We start from the raw sequence: 12,050 nt of genomic DNA on the forward strand, positions 1-12,050 counted from the left end.
GCTCGGCGGCCATCCTGAACGCATGTCACATCTCGCAGACCTCCTGGCGCCGAAGCTCCCCGACGGTATGACCATCCCCGAGCCGCTCGAGCGGGCGTGGACGTGGATGGAAGGACAGGGCTGGGGCTTCGAGAACCGGAACGGCTACTTCCTCACCCCATACGCGGGGACCGCGGAGCTCGGCATCGTCTTCTCCCCCACCGAGTCGCTGACCGGCTGGTTCGAGCCGGACGAAGTGGGGCACGACCGCCTCTTCCCGCTCGGGCAGACCGACGGCACCGGAAGCCTCGCCGCGCTCTGGCGCGACCCCTCGGACGCCATCCGTGTGGTGGTGCTCGGGTCGGAGGGCGAGCGCCTTTCCCTCGCTGATGACGCGGTGGACTTCCTGCGACTGCTCGCCATCGGCTATCTCGAGCTGAACGGCTACGTGCTCGCCGAGGAACCGTCTGACGAGGACGAGGAATCGGTGGCGGCACTGGCTCAGTTCAGGGCGTGGGTCGAGACGGAATTCGGCGTCGAGGTGCCCGCCCACTGGGAGGTTCGCGAACCAGACCCGTTCGACGCCTGGGTGGCTGAAGTCAAGAACGAGGAACCTGAGCCTGTCCGCGCCGCCACTCCCTTCGTCGCCCCAGAGGTGAACACCAGCGAGGTGATCGCGGCCTGCCTCGAGCTGTTCGAGGAGCCGCGCATCGAGGGAATCCAGTTCGGGCGACTCCGGAACCTGCCACGCACCACGGCAGCGTGGGGGCATGAGCTTGCCGTCATCGACACGCACGAGCCAGGGAACCCCGCCGATGTGGCAGCGCTCGCTCGGGTCATGAGCGATGTGCGAGCCGGCTTCATCGCACAGTGGGGAACCCCTCGGGCTGAGGCGCCAGCGTCAGGCTCGTGGGCAGCCAACAAGCTCGAGGTGACGTGGATCCAGCACGTCGATCTCTGGCCGGTCACCGACGACATCGTCGTGGCCCTCTTCACCAGCGCGGAGGAGGGCACGCAGATCGCAGCCGTCGTGTCTCCCGCAGCCATCGACGAGAAGGAGAGGTTCTAGGTTCATGCCGGGCACCTCCGCCTCGGCGTATCTCGCCTCACCGTCGCATGAGCTCGCCCACATGATGTGCGGGCTAGCAAGCACCTCATGACACGGCTCACGTATGCGGAGGTCGGAGCGACCGCCGGACAACTGCCTGACGGCTACCACCACGTGCGCGAATCGCTGGTCATCGGGCACGGGCGCGACACGTTCGAGCGGGCGGCCGACGACCTGCTCGCTGGCCGCGCGCAGAGCAGAGCCGGCGCCTCGGTCGAGCTCTCGGAGGTCCCCCTGCGGGAGGGATCGCGCGTCGTCATGCGACTGCAGATGGGTCCGCTGAAGTTCACGATCCCCTGCCTGGTCGTCTGGGCCGAGCGCACCTCGACCTCCTGCGGCTTCGCCTACGGCACGCTCCCCGGCCACCCCGAGCGAGGTGAGGAGCGCTTCGTGCTGGACCTGGCGGATTCCGGGACTGTGACCTTCAGCATCGTCGCCTTCTCCGCACCCGCGCGCTGGTTCACCATCCTCGGCGGCCCAATAGCTCGAGCGGTGCAGACTCGGATGACCCGCCGGTACCTTCGGGCATTGGCCGCAAGCGAGGCCCAAAGCTGAGCGCGGCGAATACCTCGTCGAGGCTAGAGACGCTCCGGGGAGACCGCCCGAGGCTGGCGAGGCTATCGCCTCGGTCAAGGCTGGTGGGAGATCCCGAGACGCTCCCTCACCTCGGGAATATGCCATTCCGATGTCGCGATCTCCTCGCGAAGTGTCTTCCGGGGTCTTCCTCTGCGGTTGACGAGGACCTCGAGGTCGAGCATCGTCGACTCGGTGATCGCGTCGATGACGACGCCGATGCCGGTCAGCGAGGCCATACCTGAGTCGATCATGGTGAGCAGCGGCGGTCCCTGCCGCTTCGAGATCGCGTTCACGAGGGCCCCGCCCGCGATGAGCCGAGCGACAAGCGCCGCCTCGCGGTCGAGGTCGTGCTCGCGGTTCGAGAACAGCAGGTGCAGGGCGTTGAGACCGGACGAGAGAGTGACGGATGCATCCGCGCCGTCGTCGAGCAGCCGCTCAGCGATGCCCAGGCGGGCCGTCAGATCTGGATTCAGCATCGCCCTGAGCAGTGGTGTGTCACCGGTCGAGAGGGAGAACGTCGCTTCCCCGGGCGTGTAGTCGGCGAGGAACTCTACGAGCGACTCTTCCTCCGCGCGATGTGCTCGGTTCGGCATGATCCCCTCCAAGGCGGTTGCTGCCCCCTGCTGGTGTCACTGCGAGCCTAGCGAAAGCGGGATGATCGTCGTCACGGCTCATCCGCACAGGGTGGATTCCTCCCCGACCGGCCGCCCGTCTGGACCCACGGAGTCGGGGCGGCGGTCGGCGAGCCGGGGACGCTGTGCTGGCTTCGGGAAGACGGATACGCCACCTTCCCCGCCACGCGAGCGTTAGCTGCGTCGGCGACGCAGCAGCAGGACAAGCCCGCCGAGTGCGGCGATCGCAACCGCGGTGATCGTCAGGAACGGCAATCCGGCGCTTCCTGTCGTGGCGAGTGATGCACTCGAGTCACCGTCGACGGGAGCCGCTGGCGCGGACGTCGCGGTCTCGACGGGGCTCGGAGCCGTCGATGGTTCAGGCGCAACGGTGGGTTTCGGTTCCTGCGTGGGCTCGGGCGCGACGGTCGGAGTAGTTGACGGGGTTGCCGTGGGCGTGGGCTCCGGGCTTGCGGGTGTCGGAAGCGCGGCGGCCGCCGCCAAGATGAGCTGCTGCGTCTGCTCGACGTTCGTCGCCCGGTTGGCGGCCAGGTTGGCGTAGTCGAGCACTGGGACGTGCAGGTGGCCGCCGGCCACATCCTGACGGTCCAGGCCGACGCGGAGACGGTTCGCGCGGTACATGCTCTCGTTCGATAGGTAGTCGCCGCCTCCACCACTCACTGCGAAGGATCCCTCGGGCGGCGCCGTCGGGTCGTTCGTGCCGACACACTGCGCCTCGTCATCCCGAGCTTCGCTGAAGGAGTAGCAGAAGGCGTTGTTGAGCTGCACCGGGAACGGGCCCGTCTCTGCGGCAACCATCTCTTCGAACGGCAGCGTCGTCTCGATGAACTGCGCACCGTCGACGGTCTGCGGCCACGCCGCCGCATCCGGTGCCTCTTCGAGAGCGCGCTCGTCGAGGTTGTCGACGCCGCCGCCGCGCCAACTGCTCGCCCAGCGCTCGATGTCGTAGCCGGTGCGCCCCTGGCTGATGGTCATCGCCATCTGGGGTGACGCGGGACCCGCGAGGAACTGGGGACCGTACGCGTCCTCGACGATTCCGCCGTCGAAGCGCGACCACGTCACGGGCAGCACGACGGCCTGGATCTGCACTGGCCCGGAGGCCGTCTCGATGACACGGCCGGAGAGGGAGAGGGCGACGGCACCGGAGGGGTTCGAGCGCTCAAGCAGGGCGGGAAGCTGGAACGGGTCGAATCCGCTGATCATCACCTTGGTGACGCCAGGGTCCTCGTCGAAGCCGAGCTCGAGCAGGCCGCGAGTCGCCTCCTCCAGGATGTGCAGCAGGTCGGTGAGCTGCTCAGCCGAGACGGCGGAGGAGGCGGCCCAGTCCTTGACCTCGGCGCGCATCGCGAGCCGCGCCCAGTAGAGACCGCGGTCCTCGTAACGGGTGGCTGCTCCGACGTCTTGAGCGTTCTGGACGGCGATGTCCCAGATCTCACGTCCCGTCTCCACGATAAGCGTGTCGGCGTTGTCGGGTGCGGTCCCGGCGAGCGTGGCCGAGAAGTTGTCGAGCGCGGCCTCAAGCCCGGTGGATGCGATCATCTGGGTGGAGAAGGGAACGGTCTCGCCGGGGAGCGTGGCGCTGAGACGGAGCTCCTCGACGTCGAGCTCGGTGCTCTCGAGGCGGGGGTCGGGTGCCGCCTGCGCCGGCGGGGCGAGCGCGGTGGCGAGGATGGCCCCGGTGCCGAGTGCGGCGAGGAGTCGTCTGGTGACGCGTGTCATGGTCTCTTGTCCTAGGTGTGGGGGCGTCGGACTCATGGCGCTCCGGCGCCGTCGGCAGAGGGGTGGGTACACCGCGGGTCGCGCTCAGGGATCAAGATCGCCGGTGCGAACACCCGGGTATCAATCGACCCTATGTTGTTCAACACGACTCTGGGGATTGTTCACGTTTAAGGCGTGTGAACAATTCCTGAGGGGACGCGGGTCCACGTTTGCGATCCATGAGGGCGCGGAATGCGACGAGCACGGTCTTCCTGTGGCCGGCTGGCGGCGTGGGGGTGTGCTCCTTGCTGTGTCCGTGGTTGTGGATGGGCATCGCCGAGCGCCGCCGGTCAACTCGGGTTCGGCAGCTGGACCTGCATAGGAGAGATGTCGACTTCGACATCGCCGAAGATGAATCCGTCAGGACGAGCGAGGCCGCCGTCATAGAGCTCGATCGGGAACGTGAAGAGGGAGTAGAGCGACGCTCCGGTCCAGAGCACGATCACGATGGTGAACAGGATGGATGAACGAGTGAACTGGCGTCGAGCGTCTGGGAGGATCGTTCCCCGGCGGATGAGCACGGTGAGGATGCTCACGAATCCGAGCGCCAACGCAAGGTACGCGAACGGACTGGGCTGCAGCGTCATCGCGAGACAATTCGGGACCTGGTCCGTGATCTCCCCATTCGCGTCGAGATAGTCTCCAGCCCCGGTCACACCACCCGGACAGTAGCTACGCGAACCGCTGCTCGCGATGGTGTGGAACACGGCAATCGCGAGGATCCAGAGGGTGTAGCGGCGTACTTCCACGATCCACCCGCGCCCGATCACGGCCTCCAATTCGGGAGGTGCTGCCAGGTCTGAGTTGGGGCTTGCGGTCATCTGTACCTCGCTTCGTTCGCCTGTTCTCCGTGCACGGGTGACTCGACAACGCTCCCAATCGATCCTGGACGCCTCCCGGGTACAGGTGTGGCCGTATGGAAGGCGATCGCGGTGAACGTTCCGCCAGCGCGGTAAATCACGGTGGTCGTCACTGACATGTCGTTCACGGACTTCGCCTGCGGGTTGACCACCTGGATGCGGTTTGCCTCGAGCATGTCTCCGGGCTTCGATCAGCTCCTGCGCCTGCGTGCTGAGTTTCGTGGCTTCCGTTCGCCGCCCTTGCAACTGCGGGTCTCGGCCGACGGCCGTCTCACCGCGTGCGAGGGTGCTCTCAATCCGCAGAACAGCAACGATCGGGGCAGTCGTGGGCGGAAGCTGCCCATCCTGCGGTGGATGGCTTAGCTCGTGTCGCGCCAGTGTCCGCGGACGTGCTTCCCTCGACGGGTGTGCGCGGGGATCCAGACGCGGCCTGCCCCTGCTGCGCCGCTCGATCCGGGCGGGGCTGGCAGGTCGATGATGCTTGGGCTCGAGGGGACGGCCGCTTTCGCACGCTCGCGGTTCGGCCCCTCGAATGCGTCGGCAAACCCTTCGATCTCGTCTCGCGGAAAGCCAGCCTCAGCCCCGTACTTCGCCCAGTCAGCGGTTGCGTGCTCGACCTCGCGGATGGCGTCGATGGCCTGCTCGTCGGTGAGCCGGTACGCGTCGGCGCTGGCGATGAGCTGCCGGAGGTCGCGGTTGTCGGGGTCGTCGTCAAGGGTCAGTGCTGTCGCGGCGTCTTGCGCGTAGGGGAACGGGTTCACGTCGAAGACGGGGCTCAGCTCCCATCCGCGGCGGCCGAGGAGCAGTCCGTGGTTGCGAAGGTGATCGTCGACGTTGTTGACGAGGATGGTGAGCGCCACTCGTCGGAACAGCTGCTCGCCATTGGTGGCCGTGGCGGCTGTGAGCTCGATGGCGATCGACTCGTAGTCGGTGTGCTGCCCATCTTCCGTCTGGAGGAAGCTATGCAGACTGAGATAACCGCGGCGCGTATCGCCGTCCCGGTCGAAGCGTTCGATGACGGCAACGCCGTAGCCGTCACCGGTCGTGGCGGGGTGCAGCTCGTGGTGCGGGGTGACGATGCCGGCGGCGTGCGCCATCCGCATGGTCGCTATTTCCCAGGCTGCAATGTTCCAGCGGTCGTCGGCCTGGGGCAGTTTGGCGATCGCGAGCCGACCGCGCCCGTTGATGACGGCTGCTTTCGGGCGCGCACCGCCTTGGGACGTGCCGATCGGCACGAGAGTGCGGAGCGTCTCGTCACTGGGTCCGATCCCCCGTTGGGCGTCGTCGCTGGCTGCAACCAGTGAGGCGAGGTCGTGGACTGCCGGGGGTGGCCCAGCGGCGTGGCTCTGGAAGCTGCCGCTGCCGTCGCGGAAGCGGAGCGCGCCTTGGCGAGTGTGGTCGGGCACAGCCAGGAGCAGGCCCGTCTCGTCCAGCTTCGAAGGCAGGGCCGGGTCGGCTCGGCGACGACGCCGGTGCTCGCTCTGGAGGAGACGCGTGCCCCATCGATCGGGCATCGCGTCGGCGAATCCGGTGAACATCGGCCGGTGCGTAGGCGGGTTCTGGACACCGACTCTGAGCGGCAGGTCCGGGGAGAGCGCGTACGCGCCGCGCAGGCGCAGGTAGTCGGGCGCGTAGGTGAAGCTGATACCGGCAGCGCGCCGGTGCGGATGGGCCGTAGATTGCGCGATGCCGGCAAGCACTTCCCTGCCGTCGGCGAGCGTGGTGAAGACGTCGACGTTCATCGTCGGGGTCTCACTCGTTCGCCGAGGAGCTCGTCCGCGCGAAGGCGGCCGACATCTGAGTTGAGGGGTTCGGCAGCGTCGAGGATGCCTTGCTCGATACCAAGAACCATGATGACGCGCATGAGAATGTCGCTGGAGACGCTGCCGCCGTTCTCGATCTTGCGGAGGGTGACCCGTGTGGTGCGCGCGCGCTCCGCGACCTGCTCGGCGGTGATGCCGCGCAGCTTCCGCCAGCGACGCAGGGAATCTCCGAGCGCGGCCAGCGCTCGCGCTTCGCGACTGCGGCTCTGTGGTCGTGCAAGATCGGGTTCCGCCATACCGACATGGTAACACTTGTATCCATTAAGACCTCGAATGGACAGTTTTATTGCCACGAATCCAGCCCGAGCGGTTCATCAGATGCATAGAACCTCCGCGACCGCAGAGGTCTCGTGGAGGTCTCGGCGGCGCGGTGAGCACCACCCTTGCGAGACCGAGGGTGGAACATAAGGCGATCGGAATCTCACCGGAATTTGACCGCCTGATCGAGAGCCTTGGATCGAGAGACTCGGCACGAATGTACCTCTGACCAGGGGTAGAGAGTGGTGGGCCCTGCCGGGATCGAACCGACGACATCCACGGTGTAAACGTGGCGCTCTACCAGCTGAGCTAAAGGCCCTCGGCGAGCAAGTGTAGCGCGGCGGCGTGGTCCGCTCGAACACGCGCCTCCCCCGGGCGAGCGGACGCGACGAGACGGTAGCTGCCATCCGCTCGCAACAGGAAGGTGCGGCGCGTGGCTGCGCCAGAACCCTCGTCGAATGCGCCGTAGGCGCGCGCGGCCCGCCCGTGCGGCCAGAAGTCGCTGCATCCGGTGAGCACTCCGTCAGCGCCGAGGTCGTGCAGCCAGGCTCTCAGCGTCGCCGCACTGTCGGTAGCGACGACGAAGACCTCGAAGCCTGGAGCGAGGGCGCTGGATCTCCCCGTATTCCGAGCCGAGTCGACCAGCTCGACAAGCTCTCGAACCTCATCGGCGCACACGGGTGTGAACGCCCCTGGCACGAACACGAGCAGCCGAGCCGACGCTGCCGGGCCCGCGACGACGCGCATCCCGCCGCGATGATCGACCAGGGAGATGGATTCGAGTGGGGGCGCGAATTCGCTCACGATCAGGTCCTCTCCACTCACGATGTTCGGTTGTGCGCGCTTCGACAAGGATTCCCCTCAACCTGCGTGTGCATCGCACAAACCATAGATAAGCTAGCGGGTGGACTGCGCGTCATAACCTGGCGTGCGCCATTGACGTGACGAACCCGGAACGAAATGAGGTCGACGGTGGCTGTTAACAACCAGGATCCGTACTCAGAGCATTACGTTGACAGCGACCCCGAGGAGACCGCCGAATGGCGAGAATCGCTCGATGCGGTCGTAGACGCGCAGGGACACCAGCGCGGACGAGACATCATGCTCAGCCTTCTTGAGCGGTCTCGGGAGCGCCACCTCGGCGTTCCCATGGTTCCAACCACCGACTACGTGAACTCGATTGCGCCCGAGGATGAGCCAGAGTTCCCCGGTGACGAGTCGCTGGAGCGCACGTACCGTTCGTGGATCCGCTGGAACGCGGCCATGACGGTGCAGCGCGCGCAGCGCGAAGGGGTCGCAGTCGGCGGCCACATCTCCTCCTACGCGTCGCAGGCGACGCTCTACGAAGTGGGTCTGAACCACTTCTTCAAGGGCTACGACCACGCGGACGGACCCGACCAGGTCTTCTTCCAGGGGCACGCCTCCCCCGGCAACTACTCGCGTGCCTTCCTGCAGGGGCAGATCTCGTCGGAGCAGCTCGACGGCTTCCGCCAGGAGCAGTCCGCTGCTCCGTTCGGCATGCCGTCGTACCCGCACCCGCGCCTCATGAAGGACTTCTGGCAGTTCCCGACCGTCTCGATGGGTATCGGGCCGCTCAACGCGATCTGGCAGGCGCAGTTCAACAAGTACCTCACCAACCGCGGCATCAAGGATGCCTCCGGTTCGCACGTGTGGGCGTACCTGGGCGACGGCGAGATGGATGAGGTCGAGTCGCGTGGTCAGCTGCAGGTCGCAGCCAACCAGAACCTCGACAACCTGACCTTCGTCGTCAACTGCAACCTGCAGCGCCTCGACGGCCCCGTCCGAGGAAACGGCAAGATCATCCAGGAGCTCGAGAGCTTCTTCCGCGGCGCCGGCTGGCACGTCATCAAGGTCGTCTGGGGTCGCGAGTGGGACTCGCTGCTCGAGCGCGACGACAAGGGCGCGCTCCGCACGCTCATGAACGAGACGCCGGACGGCGACTTCCAGACGTACAAGACGGAGTCGGGTGGATTCGTCCGCGACAACTTCTTCGGACGCGACCCAGAGGCGCTCAAGCTCGTCGAGAACTACAGCGATGACGAGATCTGGGGCCTCAAGCGAGGCGGCCACGACTACCGCAAGGTCTACGCGGCCTACAAGGCAGCGACTGAGCACAAGGGCCAGCCGACCGTCATCCTCGCCCACACGATCAAGGGCTACGGCCTCGGACCGCACTTCGAGGGCCGCAACGCGACGCACCAGATGAAGAAGCTCACGCTTCCCGACCTGAAGGCGTTCCGCGACCAGCTGCACATCCCCATCTCGGACGCAGCGCTCGAAGCCGACGTCTACCAGCCGCCGTACTACCACCCCGGCGCGGACAACGAGGCCATCCAGTACATGCAGGAGCGTCGCCGCGAGCTCGGCGGCTTCGTGCCGGAGCGTCGCTCGAAGTTCACGCAGATCGCGGTCCCGGAAGACAAGACGTACGCGTCCGTCAAGAAGGGATCCGGAACGCAGGAGATCGCCTCGACGATGGCGTTCGTCCGCCTCCTCAAGGACCTCATGCGCGTCAAGGACTTCGGCGCACGCATCGTCCCGATCATCCCGGACGAGGCCCGCACCTTCGGTGTCGACGCGTTCTTCCCGACCGCGAAGATCTACAACCCCAACGGCCAGCACTACATGTCGGTCGACCGTGAGCTGCTCCTCGCCTACCGCGAGAGCGAACAGGGTCAGATCAACCACGTCGGCATCAACGAGGCCGGCGCCATGGGCGCATTCACGGCAGCCGGTTCGTCGTACTCGACGCACGGCGAAGCCATGATCCCGATCTACATGTACTACTCGATGTTCGGGTTCCAGCGCACGGCGGACGCCATGTGGGCGGCAGCCGACCAGCTCTCGCGGGGCTTCCTCATCGGAGCCACCGCCGGACGCACCACACTCGCCGGCGAAGGCCTGCAGCACATGGACGGCCACTCGCCGATCATCGCCGCAACCAACCCGGCAGTCATCACCTACGACCCTGCTTACGCCTACGAGCTCGCACACATCATGCAGGCAGGCATCGAGCGGATGTACGGCCCGGACTCCCAGTCGGAGAACCCGAAGCAGGACCCGAACGTCATGTACTACCTCACGGTGTACAACGAGCCGATGGCGCAGCCAGCTGAGCCGGAGAACGTCGACGTCGAGGGCATCCTCAAGGGCATCTACTACCTCAAGGGAACCGAGGCCTCCGGGCCGCGCGTGCAGCTGCTCGCGTCTGGCGTGGGTGTGCCGTGGGTTCTCGAGGCGCAGGAGATTCTCGAGAAGGACTGGGGCGTTGCCGCCGAGGTCTGGTCGGTCACGTCCTGGAACGAGCTCCGTCGCGACGGCCTCCGTGCCGAGGAGTACAACTGGACGCACCCGAACGAGGAGCCGAAGGTTCCCTTCGTCACGGACAAGCTCCAGGCGTCAGAGGGCCCGGTCATCGCGGTGAGCGACTTCTCGCACGCTGTGCAGGATCAGATCCGTCCGTTCGTGAAGAACGACTTCACGACGCTCGGCGCCGACGACTTCGGCATCTCCGACACTCGTCCAGCAGCTCGTCGCTACTACCTCATCGACAGCCACTCCGTCGTCGTCCGCGCCCTCGAGCGCCTCGCGACGCAGGGCAAGCTCGACCGCTCGGTCGTGCAGGAGGCCATCGACAAGTACGACCTGCACAACCCGAAGGCCGGCACGAGCGGCAGCGCGGGCGGAGACGCCTAACGGCCCTCCTCCCCTGCTCGCCACCTCACAGTTCGGAATCATGCCCGCTCCACGCACAAAGGACCAGACACTCAACTGGCTTCGGTCGATCTCCGGAGAGCTCTCGACCGCGACAGTGAAGCGCTTGGAAGACACCCTTCCCTGGTTCGGGGACATGCCCCCTGGGCGACGAAGCGCCGTCGGCCTCGTCGCCCAGTCGGGCATCTCCTCCTTCATCGCCTGGTTCGAGGACCCGACCGCCACCCCCTGGGTGGCGGCGGACGTCTTCGACTCCGCTCCGCGCGAGCTCCTCCGCTCGGTGAGCCTGCAGCAGACGCTGCAGCTCATCCGAGTGGTCGTGGAGGTCGTCGAGGAACGGACGAAGTCCACGGACGGCGACGTGCGTGAAGCGGTGCTGAAGTACTCGCGTGACATCGCCTTCGCGGCTGCGGACGTCTACGCGCGCGCCGCGGAGGCTCGCGGGTTGTGGGATGCGCGCCTCGAGGCGCTGGTCGTCGACTCGATCCTCACGGGCGAGCACGACGATGAGCTCCCGAGCCGCATCGCGGCACTCGGCTGGCACGGCCACGGCGAGGTGAGCGTCCTCGTCGGGACCACCCCGAGGATCCTCGAGGTCGACCAGATCCGCCGAACCGCCAGACACAACAAGGTCGACCTGCTCGTCGGCGTCCAAGGCGGGCGCCTCGTGCTCGTCATCGGGCGCGCGCACCCCAACGGGGAGGGTGACGAGACCGAGCAGGTTCCGTTCATGGAGATCGCCGAGCGCCTCGAACCGAGCTTCGGTGACGGACGTCTGGTGCTCGGCCCACCCGTGCCGAGCGTCGTCGAGGCCTCCAGAAGCGCGCGCGCCGCACTCGCCGGCTTCGCGGTGGCCGGCGCCTGGCGCAAGGCGCAGCGGCCCATGCTCGCCGACGAACTGCTGCCTGAGCGAGCACTCGCAGGCGACCCGCTCGCGAGACAGACGCTCGTCGCCCGCGTGTTCAGGCCGCTCGCCGACCACCAGAGCGACCTCCTCACGACGCTCTGGTGCTACCTCGACAACGGCCGCTCACTCGAAGCGACCGCACGCGAGCTCTTCGTGCACCCCAACACCGTTCGCTACCGCCTCAAGCGGGTCAGCGAAGTCATCGGCTGGGACGCGACCGGACCACGCGAGGCCCTCATCCTGCAGTGCGCGCTCATCCTCGGCAACATCGCCGAGCCCAAGCAGCCCGAACCGCGACGCCAAACGGGCACGACCGGAGCAGCCAACGTGCCGCGACGCGGTCGGCGCACCTCCCACTAGAGATCCTCTAATGAACTCTCGACTTCTTGGGACTGTTGCTACAGGGCTGAGGGC

Annotated in this window: 10 protein-coding genes and 1 tRNA gene; 4 read left to right on the forward strand and 7 right to left on the reverse strand. The window is 66.7% G+C overall.

Features of this window, described 5'->3' with window-relative positions; all coding sequences use genetic code 11:
* Window positions 1–22 precede the first annotated feature (22 nt).
* Together C5B97_RS17955 and C5B97_RS10890 are read left to right on the forward strand one after the other, a co-directional pair.
* On the forward strand, window positions 23–1,048 hold the full coding sequence (locus tag C5B97_RS17955; protein ID WP_181026979.1) for a hypothetical protein: 1,026 nt from the start codon (window positions 23–25) through the stop codon (window positions 1,046–1,048).
* Between the two features lie 87 nt (window positions 1,049–1,135).
* Window positions 1,136–1,642 (forward strand): DUF1990 family protein, encoded by a 507-nt coding sequence (locus C5B97_RS10890; RefSeq protein WP_104312062.1) that lies wholly within the window; start codon window positions 1,136–1,138, stop codon window positions 1,640–1,642.
* A 74-nt stretch (window positions 1,643–1,716) separates the two neighbouring features.
* On the opposite strand, the gene C5B97_RS10895 is transcribed toward C5B97_RS10890, so the two are convergent.
* The 7 genes from C5B97_RS10895 to C5B97_RS10930 form a co-directional block, all read right to left on the reverse strand.
* Complete coding sequence (locus C5B97_RS10895) at window positions 1,717–2,256, reverse strand: hypothetical protein (RefSeq protein WP_104312063.1); 540 nt, start codon at window positions 2,254–2,256, stop codon at window positions 1,717–1,719.
* Between the two features lie 213 nt (window positions 2,257–2,469).
* Entirely contained in the window at window positions 2,470–4,014 is a 1,545-nt protein-coding gene (locus C5B97_RS10900; RefSeq protein ID WP_104312064.1) for a hypothetical protein, read from the reverse strand.
* A gap of 329 nt (window positions 4,015–4,343) precedes the next feature.
* Window positions 4,344–4,874, reverse strand: a complete 531-nt coding sequence (locus C5B97_RS10905; protein WP_146080792.1) for a hypothetical protein — start codon at window positions 4,872–4,874, stop codon at window positions 4,344–4,346.
* A gap of 398 nt (window positions 4,875–5,272) precedes the next feature.
* On the reverse strand, window positions 5,273–6,655 hold the full coding sequence (locus C5B97_RS10915; protein ID WP_104312067.1) for a type II toxin-antitoxin system HipA family toxin: 1,383 nt from the start codon (window positions 6,653–6,655) through the stop codon (window positions 5,273–5,275).
* Entirely contained in the window at window positions 6,652–6,972 is a 321-nt protein-coding gene (locus C5B97_RS10920) for a helix-turn-helix domain-containing protein (protein WP_104312068.1), read from the reverse strand. The genes C5B97_RS10915 and C5B97_RS10920 overlap by 4 nt, the downstream gene beginning before the upstream one ends.
* Window positions 6,973–7,237: 265 nt before the next feature.
* Window positions 7,238–7,313 (reverse strand) — tRNA-Val (locus C5B97_RS10925).
* Window positions 7,304–7,798, reverse strand: coding sequence for a redoxin domain-containing protein (locus tag C5B97_RS10930; RefSeq protein WP_146080793.1), 495 nt, complete (start codon window positions 7,796–7,798; stop codon window positions 7,304–7,306). Before C5B97_RS10930 ends, C5B97_RS10925 begins: the two co-directional genes overlap by 10 nt.
* A gap of 168 nt (window positions 7,799–7,966) precedes the next feature.
* Between C5B97_RS10930 and aceE the strand changes: the two genes are divergently transcribed.
* Both aceE and C5B97_RS10940 read left to right on the forward strand, forming a co-directional pair.
* A complete protein-coding gene (gene aceE / locus C5B97_RS10935; protein ID WP_104312592.1) occupies window positions 7,967–10,711 on the forward strand; it encodes a pyruvate dehydrogenase (acetyl-transferring), homodimeric type in 2,745 nt (914 codons plus the stop codon).
* A gap of 40 nt (window positions 10,712–10,751) precedes the next feature.
* The gene (locus C5B97_RS10940; protein WP_104312070.1) at window positions 10,752–11,996 is read left to right on the forward strand and encodes a CdaR family transcriptional regulator; all 1,245 of its coding nucleotides are present in this window, start codon (window positions 10,752–10,754) and stop codon (window positions 11,994–11,996) included.
* The last annotated feature ends 54 nt before the right edge of the window (window positions 11,997–12,050 follow it).

The sequence above is a fragment of the Pseudoclavibacter sp. RFBB5 genome (assembly GCF_002931555.1).
Lineage (GTDB): Bacteria > Actinomycetota > Actinomycetes > Actinomycetales > Microbacteriaceae > Pseudoclavibacter.